A 21,063-nucleotide genomic window follows, 5' to 3' on the forward strand; every position below is an offset into this window, starting at 1 on the left:
CCGGACGGGCCGGCAACGGGAGGATGGCGCATGGCGGTGGTCAAGAACGGCGAGGCACGGGATCTGTGTGCCGCACAGCAGCAGATGACGGGCACGACGGCACGCGGGCCCGGGCTCGCGCGCACGCCGGCACGCCGTTCAAGCGCGCGCGCCGGTGCGGGTCAGAACGCGGGTCCGTGTGCGCCGCGCCGGATCGGTGGGCATGGCGAGGTCCGTATTGCGGTTCATATCGCGGACCGTCTTGCGGCGCGTGTCGCGCCCTGGATCGCAGCCCGTCTTGCGCCCCGGATCGGCGTGTGGCTCGCCACGCTCGCCGGACTGTGCGCCGTTGTACCGGCCGCGCATGCGGCCATGAACTTCTGCGCGGCGCCCGCGCTCCAGAACGGCGAACGCGAGGACGCGAATTCGAGCGTGCACGCGATGATCGTCGAAGCGCAGGCGCATATGAACGACACGCCGCAGCCGCTCGTGCGCCTGCACACCGAGGGCACGCTGCCGCACGAAGGCATCTACGACGCGTCGATCGAGGCCGCGAAGGAACTCGAACTCATGCGCGACACGGCGCTCGCGTGGCGCGCGACGGCCGACCCGCGTTTTCTGAAGATGGTCGACCGCTTCCTGCTCGCCTGGGTCAAGACCTATGAGCCGAGCTTCAATCCGATCGATGAAACCCGCCTCGATTCGCTGATCCTCGCGTACGACCTGACGGCGAGCGCGTTGAGCGCGTCGACGCGCAACGCGACGGTCCAGTTCCTCCAGCAACTCGGCGCCGGCTATATCGCGCAGATCGACGCGCAGAAGCGTCCGCTCGGCAAGACGTTCGCGAACAACTGGCAGAGCCACCGCGTCAAGCTCGTCGCGATGACCGCGTTCGCGCTCGACGACCGCAAGATGATCGATGCCGCGCGCCGGCTGTTCGTGCTCCAGCTTCAGAACAATATCGGCGGCGACGGACAGGTGCTCGATTTCGGCGAGCGCGATGCGCTCCACTACGTCGTCTACGATCTCGAACCGCTGACGATGGCCGCGCTCGCGGCGCGGCGTCATCGGATCGACTGGCTCACGCAGCGCGCGCCGAACGGCGCGTCGCTGCAGGCCGCGCTGGCGTGGCTGACGCCGTACGCGCTCGGCAAGCAGACGCATGAAGAGTTCGTGCATTCGCAGGTGCCGTTCGACGCGCAGCGGCGCGAGGCCGGCGTGCCGGGCTTCGCCGGGCAATGGGATCCGAAGTCGGCGACGACGCTCTTTTACCTCGCGTCGCGGCTCGACAAACGCTATCTACCGATCGCGCAGCAACTGGCGGCGAAGCCGCCCGCTTGGCTGGGTGTCTGCCTGCCGACGCCTTAGGCTCGCCCCCTCAGGCGCGCGACGCACGCCCGCATGAGGGCCGGGCACGCACGCGGCCGGGTCGGCATCGGTGCTTCGCCCGGTCCGAGGGTCCGGACAGCCGAGCGGAAATCGATCGAACCTGCCCGGATCGTTCGGGCGTTTGAGGGGAATCGTCATGGCCGTCAGCGTTTTCGACTTGTTCAAGATCGGCATCGGCCCGTCGAGTTCGCATACGGTCGGACCGATGCGCGCCGCGCTGATGTTTGCCGAGGCGCTCGAACGCGAGGGGCTGCTGCCGCGCGTGGAAAGCGTCCGCGTCGAACTCTACGGCTCGCTCGGCGCGACGGGAAAAGGGCACGGCACCGACCGCGGCGTCATCCTGGGACTCTGCGGCGAAGCGCCCGACACGATCGACCCCGCGACGATCGCGCCGAAGATCGCGCGCGTGCGCGACAGCGCCCGGTTGCCGTTGCTCGGCCGTTATCCGATCCGCTTCGTCGATCGCGAGCACATCGTCTTTTATCGCCAGGCGCTGCCCGAGCATCCGAACGGGCTCAAGCTGCAGGCTCGCGACGCGGCCGGCAACGTACTGCGGATGTCGACGTATCTATCGGTCGGCGGTGGCTTCGTCGTGACCGCGCATGCGCCGAATGCGAAGGTCCTCCACGCGCCCGAGCAGTTGCCGAATCCGTTCACGAGCGGCGAGGCCTTGCTCTGGATCTGCGGCCAGAAGGACCGTTCGATCGCGCAGGTCATGCTCGAGAACGAATGCACGTGGCGCACGCATGATGAAGTCCGCGCGGGGCTGCTGCATATCTGGGCGGTCATGCAGACGTGCGTGTCGCGCGGATGCGGCATCGACAATCCCGATGCCGACATCGAGTTGCCCGGTCCGTTTCACGTGCGGCGGCGCGCGCCGCAGCTTTATCGTGCGTTGCGCGCGAATCCCGAGGCAGCCTTGCGCGATCCGTTATCCGCGATCGACTGGATCAATCTGTATGCGATCGCGGTCAACGAGGAAAACGCGGCCGGCGGCCGTGTCGTCACGGCGCCGACGAACGGCGCGGCCGGCATCGTTCCGGCCGTGCTCCATTACTACGCGCGCTGCGTGCCGCACGCGACCGACGACGGCGTCGTCGATTTTCTGCTGACGGCCGGCGCGATCGGCATTCTCTACAAACTCAATGCCTCGCTGTCGGGCGCCGAGGTCGGATGCCAGGGCGAGGTCGGCGTCGCGTGCTCGATGGCGGCGGGCGCGCTCGCGGCCGTGCTGGGCGGCACGCCCGCACAGGTCGAGAACGCGGCCGAGATCGGCATGGAGCACAACCTCGGACTCACGTGCGATCCCGTGGGCGGGCTCGTGCAGATTCCGTGCATCGAGCGCAATGCGATGGGCGCGGTCAAGGCCGTCAATGCGGCGCGGATCGCGCTGCGCGGCGACGGCACCCACGCGGTCTCGCTCGATTCGGTGATTAAAACGATGCGGCAAACCGGCGCCGACATGAAAACGAAATACAAGGAAACGTCGCGCGGCGGCCTGGCGGTCAACATCGTCGAATGTTGAATGGCGACACACCGAATACCGTTGAACTGGCCTCGAAAGTCCCCGTTCCTTATTCAATCGGTATTGCATACGCGTGCTAGATTAGCCACGATCGCGCCTGACGTCTTCCAAGGCATGCAAATACGCTGAGTCATGCACTCGATCAGTCGATTGTTCTGCCATCAAACGGAAATGGGGCACGCTGGATGAATTCGGAACGGGGTAACGTTCTCGTTGTCGGTAATTCGCAGGTTCGCACGAGCTTGCTTCACGCGTATTGCGCGGACGACGTGTTTCGCGACTGCGAGCAGAATTGGGCCGAGCGCCGCGTGTTTCGCGGCGAATTCGTTGTGGAAGACGGCACGCCGTTTTCGTACGTGGCGTGCAATGTAGGGCTGCTCGGCAACACGCGACTCGATGGCAATACGCTGACACCGCCGCGCGGCATGCTCGAGTTCATCGAGCAAACGCCGAATAATCCCAGCGCGATTGTCGTGATGCTGCGCGGGAACGAATTTGCGCTCGAATCGCTCGTCGATTCCGTGCCGAAATGGGATTTCTCCTATCAGGGCAATCACGCGCAACGGGGCCGTCAGTTCATCCCGACCACCGATGTGCTGAATCATTTTTCACAGGTCACGCAGCACATTCTCGCGGTCTGTGCGCTCTATCGACACGTGCGCCCGAATTCGCCCGTCTACCACGTCGCGGCACCCGCGCCCGTCGAGTCGGAGAAACACATTCTCGATCTGCCGGGCTCGCTGGGTCCGATGTTCGAGCGCTACGGCGTGCGACCCTTCGCGCTTCGGCTCAAGATGTATCGCGCGATGTACGATCAATTGGCAGGGCAACTCGAACGCTATGGCGTGCGGACTCTATTTACGCCGCAGGAATGCCTGACCGAAGCGGGCGGCTTGCGAGCCGACTATGCGCATGGATGGCTCCATGGCAATCAGCGGTATGGTCGCGCCTTGATTGCCGAGTTCAAGAAGGCAGGCGTGTATGCACCCGTATAAGCATCTACCGGCTGAAAATTTCTGGAAACGATCGGTCTCGGATCACGTTTGGTCGAGCTTAAATTTCAAACCGAATACCCGATTCAAGATCCAGGCGAACGACAAGGTCTCGACAGCAGGCAGTTGTTTCGCGCAACATATCGCGCGCAATTTGCCGTCGCTCGGACTTCATCATTTCGTCAGCGAAACGCCGCACCCGATGATGACGAAAGCGCGCGCCGACGAATCGCAATACGGCGTATTTTCGGCGCGCTACGGCAATATCTATACCGCGCGGCAGTTGCGCCAGCTCATTGAATTCGCATTCGATATTCGCGAGCGCACGGTCCTTGTCGCGCAATGCAAGGACGGCTGGGCCGATATGCTCAGGCCGTCCATTCCGGCGAATCACTTCGCGAGTCCCGAAGACGTGGCCGCCGATCGGCATTTCCATCTCGATTGCGTGCGCCGCATGTTCATCGAATCGGACTATTTCGTCTTCACGCTCGGCTTGACCGAAGCCTGGTTCGATACCGAGACGGGCATCGTGTTTCCGGCATGTCCGGGAACACGCGTCGGAGAATATGACGCGACCCGCCACCAGTTCGTCAATTATTCGTTCGGCGAGATCCTCGACGATCTCAAGTGGTGCATCGCGTTTTGTCGCTCCGTCAATCCCGGTCTGCGCTGGCTGTTCACCGTGTCGCCCGTCGCGCTCGCCGCGACGGCGACCGAACATCACGTCGTCGTGGCGACGGCCGCGTCCAAGGCGATTCTGCGGGCCGTCGCCGACGAGATCTGCCGGTCCGAAGCGCACTGCGACTACTTCCCGAGCTTCGAGATCATTTCGAGTCCCGCGTCGTTCGGTCAATTCCTCGATGGCGATTTGCGCTCGATCTCGCCGCGCGGCGTCAGTCTCGTCATGGATGTGTTTCGGCGCTCGTTCGTTCAGACGACCGTCACGCATCGGCAGATGGGACGGCCGATCAGCATCCCCGATGAACATCAGACGGCTGCGGCCGCCGTGCGGGAAGCCGTTCGGGCCGAATGCGACGAGGCCTACAACGACCCCGATGCTGTAGGTTGAGGACGTGAAGAAAACCGGCGCCAAGGCCCCGGGCCGCGCGCCTTCCGCCTCGGCGGGCGCATCGTCCGAATGGCAGCAGGCCGTCGCCCTCCATCGAGCCGGCCGGCTCGACGAAGCGGCGCGGCTCTATGAACGCGCGATCGCGCGCGATCCGCGGCATGGCGAAGCGCACTCGCTGCTCGGCCTCGTCGCGCTCAAGCAAGGCGACGCCGCGCGCGCAGCGGACCTGCTGCGCCGTGCGACCGAACTCGACCCGGCTTCAGTCGGTGCGCACGCGAATCTCGCCGCGGCATACAAGGCGCTCGGCGACCGCGCGCGCGCCTTGCGAAGCTATGAAACCGCGCTCTCGCTGAATCCGGCCTACGTCGACGGTTGGATCCAGGCCGGACATCTGCTCGGTGAACTCGGCCAACCGCGCGATGCGCTCGACCGATACGACCGCGCGCTCCAGATCGACGCCGCCCACGCGGGCGCATGGGTCGGCCGAGGCATCACACTGCGGCGTCTCGGCGCGTACGCGCAAGCGCTCGCGTGTTTCGACCGCGTGCTCGCGCGCGATCCCAACCGGCTCGACGCGCGACACCATCGCGGCGCCGTCTTGCTCGAACTCGGCCGCGACGCCGACGCGCTCGCCGAGTTCGACACGCTGCTCGCGGCGCGTCCCGACGACGGCCCCGCATGGAGCAGCCGCGGCTTCGCACTCATGCGCCTGCACCGCGACGCCGAGGCCGTCGCCGCGGTCGAACGCGCGGTCGCCGTCGCGCCGCACTACCCGCCGGCCTGGGTCAATTGCGGCACGGTCATGCTCGCGCAATGCCGCTATGCCGATGCGCGCGCCGCATTCGAGCGCGCACTCGCGCTTGCGCCCGCGCTCGTCGACGCGCGCTGGAATCTCGCCAATCTCGATTTGCTCGAAGGCCGGTTCGACGCCGGATGGCGCGGCTTCGAAGCACGCTGGCATTCGCGACATCACGAGACACGCCGCCACGCGACGATTCCCGCATGGCTCGGCGATGCATCGATTGATGGCGCACGCGTATTGCTCTGGCACGAGCAGGGACTCGGCGACACGCTGCAGTTCTGTCGCTTCGCGCGCGATATCGCTGCGCGAGGCGCGTCGCCCGTGCTCGAAGTCCAACCCGCACTCAAGCGGCTGCTCTCGTCGAGTTTGCCGGGTATCGAGGTCATCGAGACAGGCGCGGCGAGCGACACGACCGTCGCGGCGGATTCGAGCGATACGACTGGTGCGAGCCGTTCGAGCAGTTTGAGCGACGCAACCGACATGCGAAAGACGCAAAACGCGAACCGCGCGTACGACTACGCAATCCCTTTGATGAGCCTGCCGCTCGCGCTCGGACAGACGCTCGCATCGGTCCCGGCCGAACCCGCCTATCTGCACGCCGACCCCGCGCTATGCGCCGATTGGGCCGCGCGCCTGGGCCCGCGCTCGACGCGTCTGCGCGTGGGTTTCGCGATCTCCGGCAACAGCACGCATCGCAACGACGCGAACCGTTCGATCGCGCTGCGCGCGTTCGCGCCGATCCTCGACCGCGTCGACGCCGTGATGCTTCAGAAGGGCCTGCGCGATGCCGACGCCCATGCACTCGCGGACTATCCGAACGTCCGCTACATCGGCGACGCGATCGCGGATTTCGCCGACACAGCGGCCGCGATCGCACAGTGCGATCTCGTGATCAGCGCGGACACGTCGGTCGCGCATCTCGCGGGTGCGCTCGGCGCGCGCGTCTGGGTGCTCGTGCCCGCGAATCCCGATTGGCGCTGGCAACTCGGCCGCGACGATACGCCGTGGTACGCGAGCGCGACGTTGTTCCGGCAAACGCGAACGGGCGACTGGGGCAGTGTCTTCGAGCGCATCCTGCGGGCACTCGACTCACTCGACGCGCATCGTCGATCGACGCCCCCCTGACAGAAGCGACGCAAGGCACACCGAGCGCGGCTAGGGCGTGTCGCTGCTCTCTCGCTCGTCGGCGGGCAGGTCGCCGGCCGGATCGCGATACATGTAGAGCACGTCGGTATTCACGCGCCGCAAGTTCTGTCCCGCATCGACGACGAAATCGACACCGTTATAGGCCGGACCGGCGAGCAAGCCGATCGCGGCCGCGAGATCGTCGGCCGACGCCACGCGCGCGAGCGGCGTCGCGCGCGCGCTCGCATAGCGGAAATCGCGCTCGGTCTGGACGTCGCTCGGCAGCATCAGCCCCGGATACACCGCGTTGACGCGCAATGTCGGCGCGGCCGAAATCGCGAGCATCTGCGTCATGTTGCCGAGCATCGCCTTGCCGACCGTGTACGTGAAATGGTCCGCGTGGAAGTTGTCGCGCACCTTCTGGTCGATCACGTTGACGACGGCGCCCGTCTGCCTGCGCTCACGCGCGTGGCGGCAATAGGCGCGCGCGAGCAGGATCGGCGCGCGTCCGTTGACGGCCCAGTTCGCGTCGAGCGTCGCGATATCGAAGTCGGGAAATCGGTCCTGCGCGAAATCGGACGCGCAGTTCACGAGCACGTCGAGCCGCCCGAATTCGGCGTATGTTGCGTCGAGCAGCGCATCGATCGCGCCGGCGTCGGCGAGATCGGCCTGCACGGCGATCGCGCGCCGACCGAGCGCGCGGATTTCGTCGACGAGCGCATGCGCGGCGGCGGCCGATGTGCCGTAGTGCACGACGACGTCGTGCTCGTGCGATGCGAACCATGTCGCGATGCTTCGGCCGACGCGCCGCGCCGCGCCGGTCACGAGGGCAACCTTGCTTTCCACAGACGGGATTCCTTGATTCGACACACCGTGCGGCCCGGTCACGCCAAGGGCGTCAAACCGCGCACGGCGCAGTGCGGGCTATTTTGACACGCACGGGCCGCACCCGTCGCAACCGGCGCGTGCGTCAAGCTGACCCGAACTCCGCGCGCTTATCGACGCTTCGGATCGCCGGAAAGTCCGGACAATACGTCATGGATCCCCAGTCTTGGCCCCCCATCGATGGTTAAAAAGCACGTTCCCCCGACGCGTCGGGCCGCGGGCGCCGTGGCGCGCCGCCCCGATGCCGCGCGGCGATCCGCCGCCGTCGCGGCGACGCAGCCCCCTGCGTCCAGCGCGGAGTGGCAACAGGCGATCGCGTTCCATCAGCAGAACCGCTTCGATGAGGCGGCCGCCTGCTATGAAGCCGTACTGGCCCGCGATCCCGTACATCGCGACGCCCTGCAAATGCTCGGCCTCGTGTGCCTGACCCGCGGCGATGCCGTGCGCGCGGTCGAGCTGATCCGCCGCTCGATCGAGGTCGATCCGTATCTATACACGGCGCACGCGAATCTGGGCGCCTCGTACAAAGCGCTCGGCCAGCTCGACGCCGCGTTCGCCTGCTACGACGCGGCCGTCGCGCTGAAGCCGGACTACGTCGACGGCCCGATCCATGCGGGCAATCTGCTCAGCGAACTCGGCCGCATACCCGAAGCGCTCGCGCGTTTCGATGCGGCGCTCGCGATCGACCCGCATCATGCGGGCGCGCTCAATAACCGGGGCAACGCGTTGCGGCGCCTCGGACGCCACGATCAGGCGCTCGCGTGCTTCGACCGTCTGATCGCACGCGAGCCGAACCGCCCCGACGCACAGCTGAATCGCGGCGTCGTGCTGCTCGAACTCGACCGCCATACCGAAGCGCTCGCGGCGTTCGATCGCCTGATCGCGCAGCACCCGACGCACGCGATCGCGTGGAACAATCGCGGCAATACGTTGATGAAGATGCGACGGTACGCGCAAGCCATCGAAGCGCTCGACCGCACGCTGCAACTCGCGCCCGACTACGCGCCCGCCTGGGTCAATCGCGGCAACACGCTGCTCTCGATGTGCCGCTATGCGGAAGCACGTGCGGCGCTCTCACACGTGCGTGCGCTCGCTCCCGGACTCGCCGAGGCGCAATGGAATCTCGCGAATCTCGATCTGCTCGAAGGGCATTTCGCGCGCGGCTGGCGCGACTTCGAGGCGCGCTGGAGAGTCGGCAGCCTCGAACCCCGGCGGCATACGTCGATTCCCGCGTGGCTCGGCGAAACCGACATGCGCGGCAAGCGCGTGCTGGTCTGGCACGAACAGGGACTCGGCGACTCGATCCAGTTCTGCCGTTTCGCGCGCGAATTCGCCGCGCGCGGCGTGACGCCGGTCCTCGAAATCCAGCCCGCGCTCAAGCGGCTCGTCGCGGCGAGTCTGCCGGGTGTCGAAGTCATCGAAACGGGTGAATCGGCGCCGCCTTGCGACGCGGCCATTCCGCTCATGAGCCTGCCGCTCGCGCTCGGCATCGACATCGGGTCAATGGATGCGTCCGCGGCCTATCTGCGTGCCGACGCGGCAGGCCGCGCCATGCACGCGCATACGCACGCGGTCGCGCCACACGAGGCGGGCGCAGGCACGGATACCGACACGCGCTTGCGCGTCGCGCTCGCGGTATCGGGCAACCCCACGCATCACAACGACGTGAACCGTTCGATCGCGCTCGCCGCACTCGCGCCCGCGCTCGCGGGCATCGACTGTGTGCTCGTCCAGAAAGGTCTGCGTCCCGACGATGCGCGGCAATTGCCGCACCACGCGAACATCCGCTATGCCGGCGACGCACTGACCGACTTTGCCGACACGGCCGCCGTGCTCGCCGACTGCGATCTCGTGATCTCGGTCGATACGTCGATCGCCCATTTGGGCGGCGCGCTCGGCAAGCCGACCTGGGTGCTGTTGCCCGCGCATCCCGACTGGCGCTGGCAGCTCGGCCGCGACGATACGCCGTGGTATCCGAGCATGCGGCTCTTTCGACAGACCCACGCGGGCGATTGGGCCGGTGTGATCGCCCGCATGGTGACGGCGCTGCAGACGTTCGCGCGCGGCGAGCCCGCGCGCGTGCCGGTCTGATACGGCATTCCGGCGAACATGGACGCCCTCGCGCATCTCCGTCTCGGCAAGGCTTTGCAGGAGATCGGGCATCACGCCGAGGCGATCGCGCTGTTCGACGAGCTGCTCGCACAGGGGCCGGACCCGATCGATCTGCGGTTCCATCGCGGCGTCTCGCTCGGCGCGCTCGGCCGCGTCGACGCGGCGCTCGCCGACTATCGCGCGGTGCTCGCGCGCGATCCCTCGCATGCGGGCGCAGCAAACAATGCGGCCAACGCGCTGCGCCGGCTCGGCCGCCATGCCGAAGCGCTCGACGCGTTTGACGCGGCGCTCGCCGCGCATCCCGATCATCCGGATCTGCGGCTCAATCGCGGCGCGATGGCGTTCGAAGCGGGCGACCTCGAGCGCGCGCTCGCGGACTTCGACGCGCTGCTCGCCCGCCTGCCCGACCACGCGCTCGGCCTCAACAATCGCGGTAACGTGCTGAACCGGCTCGGCCGCCATGCCGAGGCGCTCGCGATGTTCGACCGATCGATCGCCGCGCGGCCCGATGCGATGTCGGCGTGGGTCAATCGCGCGAGCGCGCTGCAGGGACTCGCGCGCTTCGACGACGCCCAGGCGAGCTACGCGCGGGCGCGCGCCCTCGCGCCCGACGCGGCCATTGCGCGCTGGAACGCAAGCCATCTCGCGTTGCTGCGCGGGCAGTACGCAAGCGGCTGGCCCGACTACGAGGCGCGCTGGGCGTCCGGCGTCGATCTCGAACCGCGGCGGCACACGACGCTGCCCGAATGGCGCGGCGCGGACGATCTGCGCGGCAAGCGCATCGTGCTCTGGCACGAGCAAGGCCTCGGCGACACGATCCAGTTTTGTCGGTACGCACCGCACGTCGCAGCGCGCGGCGCGCGCGTGGTGCTCGAAGTTCAGGCGTCGCTCAAGCGGCTCGTCGCCGCGAGCCTGCCCGGCATCGACGTGATCGCGACCGGCGAGCCGCCCGGTCCCTGCGACTACGCGACGCCGCTCATGAGCCTGCCGCTCGCGCTCGGGACCGATGCGGATTCGATACCGGCCGCGCCGGCCTATCTGACGGCTGACCCAGACGACGTCGAACGCTGGCGCACACGCCTCGCGCCACGCGCGCGCAGTCCGCGCGTGGGCCTCGCGTGGTCGGGTAACGCAGCACATCGCAACGATGCGAATCGCTCGATGCCGGTATCGGCGTTGATGCCGCTCGCCGACCAGGCCGACCTCTACGGGATCCAGAAAGACGTGCGGGCCGCCGATCGGCAGACGTTGTCCGCGCACCCGTCGATTCGGTTGCCGGGCACTGAACTCGGCGATTTCGCCGATACCGCCGCGCTGATCGCGACGCTCGATCTCGTCGTGACCGTCGACACGTCGATCGCGCATCTCGCCGGCGCGCTCGGCAAGCCTGTCTGGATCCTGCTGCCCGCGCTGCCCGACTGGCGCTGGCAGCTCGGGCGCGAGGACAGTCCGTGGTATCCGAGTGCGCGTCTGTTCCGTCGGCCGCGCGATGCGGACTGGGCGCCCGTGGTCGCCGCCGTCGCGCATTTTCTTGCAAATAGCTTTCATCTCCGCTGATCAGGCCCGCTCGCGCCCCTTGCCGCACCGCCGAAATGACCCGAAACTTGACCGTTGTTTCGTCAAATGCCGGCGTGGCGCCGATCTTAGAATTTCATCCCATAATCCGGCTGTCCGTTCGTTCGTTGACTCGGTTGCAAAGCGCGCCGGAGACGGGTGATCTCAGAACCCGTTGATTTCCGCGGCCATGCGGGCCGCGACGAAAGCAGCGTCGGCGCCAGTGCGGAATCGCTGCAACCGAACTCAACGAAGGACAAAGCGCCGCGTGAACATTCTTCTCATCAACGACGAGTTCTATATGACGGGCGCGAGTGCGGCCCTCTATGACCTCGCGATGCATCTCAAGGGCGTCGGGCACGCGGTGTCGGTCATGCCGCGCGTGGACGGCGACGGCGTGATGCGGCAGCGCTACATCGACGCCGGCATTCCGATCACGACGAGCGCGAACGGCATCGATCTCGTGATCGCGAACACGATCTCGCTCGGCGACAACGTCGCGAAGTTCGGTGCGCAGTTCCCGATCATCTGGTGGCTCCACGAGGCCGAGATCGGCCGCGCGATGATCCTGCGCACGCCCGCGCACGCCGACGGTTTCCGTCGCGCCGCGCACATCGTGTTCCAGACGGATTTCCAGAAAGAGGTCTATCACTCGTTCCTGTACGACACGCGGACCGAGACGAGCGTGATCCCGTTCTGGAGCGAAGCGGTCTATCAAAAGCGCCCGACCCGTCAGAAGTCGAAGACCGGCAAGCGCCGGATCGTCGCGATCGGCACGATCGAACCGCGCAAGCGCATATCCGACGTCGTGATGGCCGTCGAGATGCTCCACGACAAGAATCTCATCGAGTGTCTGTTCATCGGCAAGGACTACAACCTGCTCGAACCGCCGATCCTCGAGATCATCCGCAAGAATCCGAACCGGTATCAGTTGCTCGGCGAACAGCCCGCGGCGTCGACGCTCGAATATCTCGCGTCGGCCGACGCGTTCGTGCTCGCAAGCGATAGCGAGTCGCAGCCCTTGTCCTTGTTCGAAGCCTTCGAGCTCGGCATTCCCGTCTGTCTGTCGTCGCTCGAAACGTATCGGCACGTCGGCATCATGCACGGCATACACGGCCTCATGCATCCGGTCGGCAACGTGCCGATGCTTGCGGCCAATCTGCGCACCGTGCTCGGCGACCCGATCGTGCGCTCGAACCTCGCCAAGGGCGCGAAGCTCCTGATCGACACGAAGCGCAAGGTCGATTGGAAGGTGTCGTTCGAGCGGGTGATCGAACGCGTGTGGAATCAGCGGCGGGCGGTCACACCGGTGGCCGCCGCAACGGAGCCCGAGAAAGCACGAACGAGCGCGACCGCATAAGACGCGCGGGGCGCACCTCAGCGCGCGCCGCTTTCGAGCCTCGCAAGCGCCGGGCTCTCGGCTGTTCAGCAATCGATACGCGGCATAGAAAAAGGGAGGCTCGGCACCCGGTGCCCAGCCTCCCTTTTTCGCATGTCGATCATCGGCGCATCAAGCGGCCAGCGGCTCCACGTCGCAACGAAACACCGTCACATCGGAATGCGCACCGATCTTGCGAATCGACTTGAACTTGCCCGACTTGCGCAGCGATTCCTCAAGCGGCTCGTAGAAGAACAGCATCGCATTTGCAGCCCGCGCAAGATAATCGGCCGCATAGCCCGATACGATCAGCGTCTGCTGCGTCCGGTCGACGAGCAGGTCGACGAGCTTCTCGTATGCCGATCGCGTCGGTTGATGGATCAGCACCTCGAAGCAGAGCACCAGGTCCTTCGAAGGAATCGTCTCGCGCACGTCCGAGCCGTCGAGCAACTGGAACTGCCAATCGGGTTTGGCGCGACGCGCAACCTCGATCGCGCGATCGGATGTGTCGAGGCCAACGTAATTGCGTAGCGCGAGTCCCTTGACCACCTCGAGATCGCCGCATCCGACATCGAGCACGCTCTCCGCGTCCTGCGCACCGTTCTCGATCAGGAGTTCGCGCTTGTATTGAAGATTCTCGCCGCGCGATCCGACACCCGAGCCGCGCTCAATGAAATGCGCGTACCGGAAATTCCAGAACAGGGTGCTATGGAAGTGCTTGTCCATCTGCGCATTCGCCTTGAGCACCGCGTCTCGTCCACGCGCATCCAGCGTCACGCGCGGCTCCAACTTGCCGGTCACGCCGATGCTTGAGTCGTGGTAATGCATCATCGCGATCGGCGCCTTTTCGTTCAGGTATCGATGCTTGCCTTCGGTGTGGATGAAGTAGTTCAGATTCGACGGCGCGTTGCGATAGGGAACACTGCCGACATTGATCGCCAGCCACATTGAAATCTGATCGACGTGGATTTCCTTGCCCGCACGCCGCAACGGCTCCATGTGCTTCAGAAGCCAGTTCGCCGACGTGCGCCACATCTCGTCGACCATCTCGCACATCGCTTTGGGAATCGAGTAAAAGCCGCCGTTGCAATTGCCGACATACGTGACGTCGTCGCTGGCATCGACCTGCATCGGCTGCGGGACGCGCTTCATCTTCGCGAGCCGTCCGATCTCGTCGAGCACGTCGGTCGACGGATTGGGAAAGTCGACGACCTTCGCCATCAGCGCATCGTCGCGCAGGAACGGACGAATATCGGCGAGCACGATCGTGTCCGTATCGAGCAGAACGGCTTTGCCGAACTTGTACGCGTGCAGATTCGCAAGTTGCGCGATCTTGTTGCAGTAGCGTCCATCGCCAAATCGTTCGATCTGATGGACCGAGCACCCCATTTCGACGAACACGTCGCGTACGTCCGCACCGACCTCGGGCGTGAACTGGACGTGCACTTCAGACGGGTGATCGCAACTATGTTCGATCAACGAGTGCGCGAGGTAGTAACCCTGGTACGCGAACTTGGTATCGACATCGACGATGAACGAAAAAATCGCATCCGGCACGCCCTTCGGTCGCTTTTTGTTCGTGCTCGGCGTGACCGAGGACACGACCGGCACAACGGGCGCGTCATTGGAGCGTAACGCCGAAATGGGCGTCGTCGCGGGCGCGATACTCAGGTCCGCATGCATCGCGGGTCCGCCGGTCTGCGGTGCCGTCAGCACCGGACCCGACGCGTCGAGCGCGTGCACCGTGGGAGGCGCAACGGCGACCGCGCTGTTGCCTGCGTTCGCAATCGCGTTCAACGCCTGCTCTGCCTCGTGTTGCACGAGTTGCTTGACGAGATCCTGCGACTGCTTGAACTGGCCAGCCAGGGCCTGCAATTGACGCTGCGATTCGGCGATGACCCGATCGCGTTCCTGAATACCGTTCGACAAGGTCTGAATTGCTCGATCGCGCTCGGCGATCTGCTTCTGGAGGTTGCCGACTTGCGGACTCGCACCTGCTTCGACGCGTTGCAGAATCGGCGTCAGATCGCGCAGCAACGCGCGCCCGCGTTCGACGGCGGACACCAGTGCATCCGATTCCGATGCGCCGCGACAGGCGCGGTCGAGCGCCTGGAACAGCTGCGCGACAGCGGGCGGGGACACACGAACCAGATCGAGATCCTGCGGCTGGAACCGCGTGTGACGCAGGCCGCCTTCGAGAAACTCCTCGCTGAAGGTCTGCACGTGCCGCGCGTCGAGCGCAAGCCCCATCTCGCGCGCCATGCGTTCGAGCTCGGGTCCCGGCGCATCGAGCAACGTGTCGTAGTCGACAAGCACGCGCGATACGTCGCGCGTCGCGATCAGCGCGGGCACCACATGGGCAAGCCAGAGCAGGTACGACAACTCTTCGGTGAAGCCATCACGCTTGGCGAGCGACTGCACGACACTCATCGGATTGCGCACCGCGATCACATAACTGACCGGGACCCCCACGCGATCGAACACCGGTTTCCAGAACGCCATCAGCCGCGCAATACGCGGGTCCTTGAGCGCAAAGATCCGGCCGTTGATCTTGCCGCGCAGCAGGGTCAGCGCGCGGATCTGGAAACCGTCGAGCACCGCGGGCGGGAGACGCTCGAGGTCAAAATCGCGGATCGAATGCCACTCGATGCCGAGCGCGTTCATGAGCTCGATATTGAGTCGATTGACGTCGACGTCTTCGAAGAATCCCTTTTCGTTGTTGCCGCCCACCGCGGGCATCAAGTTGTCGCCGAAGTCCGCGCCCAACGTCGCCATCGCACGCGTGATCGCGCTCGTCCCGCTGCGATGCATGCCGAGTATGACTATCAGGCGACCCTGCGTCGCGCCGCTTTGGAATTGAGTCTCTTCCATCATCGTTTCCTAATGAATTGCGTTGAAACACGCAGCACGCCGCGTCCTGGGCCCCCACAGGTGCGACGTCCGCGCATCAGCCGATCGCGTGCGCTTCGGCTTCCTTTTCCGCGCGCGGCAATGCGTCGCTCAACGCGGCTCGATTCAGCATCGCGATGATCGTTGCGGCTGCGCTTTCGGGTGAGCACGATGTCGTGTCGAGCACGATCTCCGCGTGTTCGGGCCGCTCGTAAGGCGAGTCGATCGCCGTGAAGTTGCGGATCTCGCCGCGTCGCGCCTTCTTGTAGAGCCCCTTCGGATCGCGCGCTTCGGCAACGTCGAGCGGCGTGTCGACAAAGACCTCGATGAACCGCCCCGCGCCGATGAGTTCGCGCGCGCGACGCCGGTCCGCGCTGAACGGCGAGATCAGGCAGACGATCGTGATGAGACCCGCATCAACCATGAGCTTCGCGACTTCAGACACGCGCCGGATGTTCTCGACGCGATCCGCATCGGAAAAGCCCAGGTCGCTGTTCAGGCCGTAGCGCAGATTGTCGCCGTCGAGCAGATATGTGAGCCGTCCCGCCGCATGAAGCTGCTTCTCGACGACGTTCGCGATCGTCGATTTCCCCGCGCCCGACAAGCCCGTGAACCACAACACGCATGGGGTATTGCCGGTCAGTGCGGCGCGCGACGCCGCGCTGACTTCAACCTGTTGCCACACGACATTCGAGGCCCGTTCACGCGGTGCCCGCGCCTCGGATGCACGTCGTTGTTCGTTCCATCCTTCCTGCATGATCGCCACCTTGGAATCGTTGCGCGGCGTCCTGCTTGTCGCGTCGTCCGCCGCCCCGCGCCGCGCACGAACGACAGGACCGTCGACCGTCGGCCACGTACGCCATTGCGCGAGTTTCGAACAGTATGCGGCGGGAAGTCGCGCGCGAAACCCTGGAATAACGACGCAAATGCGCTGCAATTCATTGCGCGGAACGTGTTGCGGCGACAATGCTCACACGGTCGATACGCTCGCCCGTTCGGGCGCGGTCACGAGCATCTGTGCCAAGCGGGCCGCATGCATGCGCAGCTCGGGCACCGCGGTCGCTTCCCAGTCGCGCGCGCGCAGCAGCGGCCCCGCATAGCGGAGCACCGAACTCAGCCGGCCGTCGGCGCCGACGAGACGATAGGCGTCATCGACGTCGATGCCCGTGCGCGCCGCGTCGACCTGCATCGTGCCGTCCGCGAGCAAGGCCTGAATCAAGGGATCGGCGACGCCGGTCACTTGACTGCTCGGTCCCGTGCAATTGATCACGTAGCCGACCTCGAACGACGTCACGGACGACGTGCCGCGCTGCCGAAGCTCGACCGCGATCGCGTCGCCGCGTGCTTCGAGGCGCACGAGATGTCCCGCATGAATCCGCAAATGTCCGGCGCTCACCCAGTCGTGGAACATCCGATGCGAATCGGGTGCGGTCCGATGCCGATGCACGTCCCAATAGGGTTGCAGATGCCGCAGGAAGCGCCGGCGCTCGGCGAGCGCCAGACGCTGCCAGAGCGCGGCCGTATGGGGCCGAAGCGCCGCGACGATATCGCGCCAGTCGAACCCTTCCGCCTGCCGCGCCTCGATTTCCTCGCGCAGCGCACGAACATAGCCACGCACATGCGAACCCATGCGCAGCACAAGTTCCGATGCATCGAACGGCGTCGGCGTTTCGTGGCCCGTCCGGTGACCTTGCGGCATGAGCCCGCGACGTGACACCGCATGACACCGGCGCGCCGGGTTATCGGCCGCGAGATGCAGCGCGACGTCCACGGCCGTCAGACCCGTGCCGATCAGCAGCACGTTTTCATGCGCGGGCACGCGAGCGAGCGCACCCGGTTGCCACGGATCGCGAATGTAGCGTGTGTCGGCATAGACTGACGCGTCGTCGAGACGCGGATTCGCGGGCGCGAAATGGCCACACGCGAGCACGACGTGATCCGCATGCACGGTGTCACCGTCGCGCAGACGCACGACCGCCGACTCGCGTCCGTCATCCGTACGCAGCGATCCGATGCGCACGACCTCGCCGACGAGCCGGATCAGCTCGCCCCGCGAGGCGTGGCGCATCTCCGCGTCGCTCAGACAGTGTTCGAGATAACTGCCGTAGATCTGCCGCGCGACGAACGTCTTGGGCGTGACGGCCGGATCGGCCGCGCGGCAGAACTCGACGAAACTCTGGGGGTCGTCGGCGAGCAAGCTCATATTGCCCGCGGGCACGTTGAGCAAGTGCTGATTGTCGTGCGTCCCGTAGGCGACGCCGCGCGCCATCTGGCCCGATCGGTTGATCATGACGACGCGCACGCCCTCGGGCGCAGCCATGCGCAGCACGTTCACCGCGAGCGCGGTGCCCGTAAAGCCGCCGCCAATGATCAGGACTGTCCGTTTCATCTTTCGTGCCTCATTCAGACAGGGTCATGACAGCATGCGCCGCGCACGCCGTCAGCGTGCTTGCCCTGTCGAACCCAACTCACAATTCTGCACGCGCTTCAATGCAGTTGCAGCGTGCCCGGCGCTTGCGCGACGCGCCGATGTAGGTGTCCGCAAAACTCGGCGCCCCAATCGATCTGCGAATGTGCCTGCTCCATATGATCGAGCAACAGCGCGCTCGCGAGCCATTCGACCGCCCGAGCCCATCGACGGCCGTTCGCGCGGAGTTCCGCCGCCGTGTGGTGCTTGAGGAGCCCGCGCAACACCCGATCGACATGCTCGACAGCCTCGATCCAGAAATCCTTTCGATAGACGCCGACGTTCAGCGCCCCAGGTACGACTCGCACCGGATCAACCAGCGCCGACTGCTGATCGGGCCTCAACACACCGAGCTCGATCGCGATCGAGGCGAGCCGTTCGAGCGTCGCGCGATCCGGCGTGTTTGCATCGCGCGTCACAGGCTCGGGTGCCGCAAACAGGAAATCGCGCGTTCCCGGCTCCATGGCGCGCGCGACGCCGGCTTCATCGTCGAGCGCAACCCCGACGAACGCGGGCGGACTGATGAACGCGTCGTCATGACAGAGTCCGATGCGTAACACCTTGATGCCCTTCGACAGATACTCGCGAATCGCAAACATCCCGACGATCGGGCCGAGCGACTCGAAATGAGGCCCCCAGGTCGGTGACAGATTGCTCGCGCTGACCACCTCTGTGCTTCGCGGCGCGTTCATCACCACGCGCGAGACATACTTCGGATACGCAAAAGACGGCCCTGCGTCGATCAGGCTCACGTACAGAATATGCGGCGTCTTGACCTTGACCGTCCGAATGAAGCCCTTCTTGGTCGGTTCGTAGCTCGCCCCTCTGCAAGCGACCATAATCGTGCCGCGCAACGTATAGAACGCTTCGAGAAGCTTCGGATCCTGCGTCACGAGGTAGTCGTTTTTCAGGCGATCGAGCAGCATCATCTGGTCGATGTATTGGATATACGCAGGCTCGGAACTCGGCATCTTGCGCACGTCGTACGCGCAGACACGCACGTTCGGCGACAGGGCGAGCACGAGCGACGCGATGCGCTCGAGCAGAAAGACCTTCATGCCGACGGGCAGCCGATAAATCGTGTTCGAGTTGAGCAACGTGGCAAGCTCGGTCTGATTCGCCTCGCACATCTCGAAGAGCCGTTCGGTCAGTCCGAACCACATTTTCCAGAAACTCGGCTTCGCGACGAAGTAATTGCAATAGACGGCCGAGCGCAGCGTCATCACGAGCTTCTCGATGTCCACATCGAGACCGATGGTCTGCAAATACTGCTGCGCGACTTCGAGATGCCCCGGATGATTGAGATTGCCCTGCTCGAAGACGTTCAGATAGCAGGCGGCATCCTGGATGAACGGCGAAAACGTATAAACGTCATGCCCGGGATTCGCCTCGATAAACGCATGCACGTCTTGCGCGCTGAGGTGCGTCTTGTTCCTAAACGCCGGCGAGAAAAACCCATACAGCGCATTCGCGTCGAGCGTCGTATTGAGGAAATAATTGCGGATCGCCCAGTATTCGCGCCAATCGGGGCGCGTATTGGCGATGTTATCGAGCGGAATGAATCCCGGATCGGCCTGCGAACGCGTTCGCTCGTCGTAATAAATCTGAAAGATGTTCGCTTGCATCGCCTGCCATCCGCTTTTATCCCAATATCGAGTATCGGTGAGATTCGCGGACGGCGAATCCGCGAACTGGAGCCCGATTCGGGCCCAATTCGCGATCATTACACCTGAAAACTACTTGCCGCCGACCGTCTGCAACGTCGTCCACTTGCCGTCGACGACCTTGTACAGCGTGATGCCGCCGTTCTTGAGATCGCCCTTCGCGTCGTAGCCGAGGTCGGTCGACGTGACCGACGGCATGTCCGTCTTCGCGAGGAAAGGCAGATATTTCGCCGGATCGGTCGAATTCGCGGCCTTCATTGCGAGGAACAGCGCCATCGCGCCGTCATAGCCGTACGGCGAGTACGTTTCCGGATCCTTGCCGAAGCGCTTGCGATACGCATCGAGATACTTCTGTCCGCCCGGCATGTTCTCCATCGGCAGACCGGCCAGCGAGGCCACGACACCGTCCGCCGCGGGGCCCGCGATCTTGAGGAACGTATCGGACTTGACCATTTCGCCGCCCATCAGCGTCGACTTGATGCTGAGTTCCTTCATCTGCTTGGCCATCGGCGCGGCCTGCGCGTCCGCGCCGCCATAGAACACGCCGTCCGGACTCTTCGACTTGATCTTCGTGAGCACGGCCTTGAAGTCGACCGCCTTGTCGTTCGTGTATTCGCGATCGACGATCGTCGCGCCGGCGGCCTTCGCGGCCTTCTCGAACTGGTCGGCCAGACCCTGGCCGTATGCCGTGCGGTCGTCGATGATCGCGATCTTCTTGAAGCCGAGCCCCTTGACCGCGTAGGTCCCGACAACCGAGCCCTGCTGCGTATCCGACGTCATCATCCGGAACGTCGTCTTGTAGCCTTGCTGCGTGTATTCGGGTGCGGTCGCCATCGCGACCTGCGGGATCCCCGCGGCCGCGTAGATACGCGAGGCCGGAATCGTCGTGCCCGAATTGAAGTGGCCGATCATGCCCTTGATGCCGTCGTCGACGAGCTTCTGCGCGACCGTCGTCCCGACGCGCGGATCGGCCTGATCGTCAGCCGTATCGAGCACGATGCGCACAGGCTTGCCGTCGATCACGGGCTTGGTCGCGTTGAAATCCTCGACAGCGAGCGTGACGCCATTGAGGAAGTCTTGTCCGTAGTGCGCCTGCGCCCCCGTCATCGGCGCCGCAAAACCGACCTTCACGTCCTCGACCGTCTGTGCCGAAGCCATGCCGGCCAGGGCCACATACGCGGCTGCCGCGGCAGCGCAATGTTTGATCGTCAATTTCATTCGCTTTTCCCTCCC

At 65.1% G+C, this 21,063-nt stretch carries 14 protein-coding genes; 8 read left to right on the forward strand and 6 right to left on the reverse strand.

Annotated features, from left to right (window positions below; all coding sequences use genetic code 11):
* Positions 1-30: 30 nt before the first annotated feature.
* The 5 genes from D7S86_RS00410 (at position 31) to D7S86_RS00430 (ending at position 6,881) form a co-directional block, all read left to right on the forward strand.
* A complete protein-coding gene (locus tag D7S86_RS00410) occupies positions 31-1,347 on the forward strand; it encodes an alginate lyase family protein (protein ID WP_338069136.1) in 1,317 nt (438 codons plus the stop codon).
* Positions 1,348-1,504: 157 nt separating this feature from the next.
* The gene (locus D7S86_RS00415) at positions 1,505-2,893 is read left to right on the forward strand and encodes an L-serine ammonia-lyase (RefSeq protein ID WP_121082055.1); all 1,389 of its coding nucleotides are present in this window, start codon (positions 1,505-1,507) and stop codon (positions 2,891-2,893) included.
* A gap of 185 nt (positions 2,894-3,078) precedes the next feature.
* Positions 3,079-3,888 (forward strand): hypothetical protein, encoded by an 810-nt coding sequence (locus D7S86_RS00420; RefSeq protein WP_121082057.1) that lies wholly within the window; start codon positions 3,079-3,081, stop codon positions 3,886-3,888.
* Positions 3,875-4,954, forward strand: a complete 1,080-nt coding sequence (locus D7S86_RS00425) for a GSCFA domain-containing protein (RefSeq protein WP_121082059.1) — start codon at positions 3,875-3,877, stop codon at positions 4,952-4,954. Before D7S86_RS00420 ends, D7S86_RS00425 begins: the two co-directional genes overlap by 14 nt.
* A 4-nt stretch (positions 4,955-4,958) precedes the next feature.
* A complete protein-coding gene (locus D7S86_RS00430; protein ID WP_121082061.1) occupies positions 4,959-6,881 on the forward strand; it encodes a tetratricopeptide repeat protein in 1,923 nt (640 codons plus the stop codon).
* A gap of 30 nt (positions 6,882-6,911) precedes the next feature.
* Here the strand turns inward: D7S86_RS00430 and D7S86_RS00435 are convergent, their stop codons facing one another.
* Positions 6,912-7,736, reverse strand: coding sequence for an SDR family NAD(P)-dependent oxidoreductase (locus D7S86_RS00435; RefSeq protein WP_121084119.1), 825 nt, complete (start codon positions 7,734-7,736; stop codon positions 6,912-6,914).
* Between the two features lie 210 nt (positions 7,737-7,946).
* On the opposite strand from D7S86_RS00435, the gene D7S86_RS00440 reads away from it, so the two are divergent.
* The 3 genes from D7S86_RS00440 to D7S86_RS00450 all read left to right on the forward strand — a co-directional run bounded on the left by D7S86_RS00440 (position 7,947) and on the right by D7S86_RS00450 (position 12,792).
* Positions 7,947-9,857 (forward strand): tetratricopeptide repeat protein, encoded by a 1,911-nt coding sequence (locus D7S86_RS00440; RefSeq protein WP_121082063.1) that lies wholly within the window; start codon positions 7,947-7,949, stop codon positions 9,855-9,857.
* Positions 9,858-9,875: 18 nt separating this feature from the next.
* The gene (locus D7S86_RS00445) at positions 9,876-11,435 is read left to right on the forward strand and encodes a tetratricopeptide repeat protein (protein WP_121082065.1); all 1,560 of its coding nucleotides are present in this window, start codon (positions 9,876-9,878) and stop codon (positions 11,433-11,435) included.
* A 265-nt stretch (positions 11,436-11,700) separates the two neighbouring features.
* Positions 11,701-12,792, forward strand: a complete 1,092-nt coding sequence (locus D7S86_RS00450) for a glycosyltransferase family 4 protein (RefSeq protein ID WP_158601828.1) — start codon at positions 11,701-11,703, stop codon at positions 12,790-12,792.
* Positions 12,793-12,942: 150 nt separating this feature from the next.
* Here the strand turns inward: D7S86_RS00450 and D7S86_RS00455 are convergent, their stop codons facing one another.
* From D7S86_RS00455 to D7S86_RS00475, 5 genes are all read right to left on the reverse strand, one after another.
* Complete coding sequence (locus D7S86_RS00455) at positions 12,943-15,681, reverse strand: methyltransferase domain-containing protein (protein WP_158601829.1); 2,739 nt, start codon at positions 15,679-15,681, stop codon at positions 12,943-12,945.
* A 76-nt stretch (positions 15,682-15,757) separates the two neighbouring features.
* The gene (cysC, locus tag D7S86_RS00460) at positions 15,758-16,456 is read right to left on the reverse strand and encodes an adenylyl-sulfate kinase (RefSeq protein ID WP_121084121.1); all 699 of its coding nucleotides are present in this window, start codon (positions 16,454-16,456) and stop codon (positions 15,758-15,760) included.
* 213 nt (positions 16,457-16,669) lie between these two features.
* Positions 16,670-18,088, reverse strand: a complete 1,419-nt coding sequence (locus D7S86_RS00465) for an FAD/NAD(P)-binding protein (protein WP_121082071.1) — start codon at positions 18,086-18,088, stop codon at positions 16,670-16,672.
* Positions 18,089-18,186: 98 nt separating this feature from the next.
* On the reverse strand, positions 18,187-19,791 hold the full coding sequence (locus D7S86_RS29875) for a hypothetical protein (protein ID WP_205962723.1): 1,605 nt from the start codon (positions 19,789-19,791) through the stop codon (positions 18,187-18,189).
* A gap of 111 nt (positions 19,792-19,902) precedes the next feature.
* The gene (locus D7S86_RS00475; RefSeq protein ID WP_121082074.1) at positions 19,903-21,048 is read right to left on the reverse strand and encodes a branched-chain amino acid ABC transporter substrate-binding protein; all 1,146 of its coding nucleotides are present in this window, start codon (positions 21,046-21,048) and stop codon (positions 19,903-19,905) included.
* Between the last annotated feature and the right edge of the window lie 15 nt (positions 21,049-21,063).

It is taken from the genome of Pararobbsia silviterrae (genome assembly GCF_003628125.1).
Classification (GTDB): domain Bacteria; phylum Pseudomonadota; class Gammaproteobacteria; order Burkholderiales; family Burkholderiaceae; genus Pararobbsia; species Pararobbsia silviterrae.

What these genes read in the sequence shown, in the direction of transcription:
- D7S86_RS00415 (WP_121082055.1), top strand. Translation starts at nt 1,505, where the DNA reads ATGGCCGTCAGCGTTTTCGACTTGTTCAAGATCGGCATCGGCCCGTCG.
- D7S86_RS00425 (WP_121082059.1), top strand. Translation starts at nt 3,875, where the DNA reads ATGCACCCGTATAAGCATCTACCGGCTGAAAATTTCTGGAAACGATCG.
- D7S86_RS00475 (WP_121082074.1), bottom strand. Translation starts at nt 21,048, where the DNA reads ATGAAATTGACGATCAAACATTGCGCTGCCGCGGCAGCCGCGTATGTG.
- D7S86_RS00410 (WP_338069136.1), top strand. Translation starts at nt 31, where the DNA reads ATGGCGGTGGTCAAGAACGGCGAGGCACGGGATCTGTGTGCCGCACAG.
- D7S86_RS00465 (WP_121082071.1), bottom strand. Translation starts at nt 18,088, where the DNA reads ATGAAACGGACAGTCCTGATCATTGGCGGCGGCTTTACGGGCACCGCG.
- cysC (WP_121084121.1), bottom strand. Translation starts at nt 16,456, where the DNA reads ATGCAGGAAGGATGGAACGAACAACGACGTGCATCCGAGGCGCGGGCA.
- D7S86_RS00455 (WP_158601829.1), bottom strand. Translation starts at nt 15,681, where the DNA reads ATGGAAGAGACTCAATTCCAAAGCGGCGCGACGCAGGGTCGCCTGATA.
- D7S86_RS00445 (WP_121082065.1), top strand. Translation starts at nt 9,876, where the DNA reads ATGGACGCCCTCGCGCATCTCCGTCTCGGCAAGGCTTTGCAGGAGATC.
- D7S86_RS00420 (WP_121082057.1), top strand. Translation starts at nt 3,079, where the DNA reads ATGAATTCGGAACGGGGTAACGTTCTCGTTGTCGGTAATTCGCAGGTT.
- D7S86_RS00440 (WP_121082063.1), top strand. Translation starts at nt 7,947, where the DNA reads ATGGTTAAAAAGCACGTTCCCCCGACGCGTCGGGCCGCGGGCGCCGTG.
- D7S86_RS29875 (WP_205962723.1), bottom strand. Translation starts at nt 19,791, where the DNA reads ATGCAAGCGAACATCTTTCAGATTTATTACGACGAGCGAACGCGTTCG.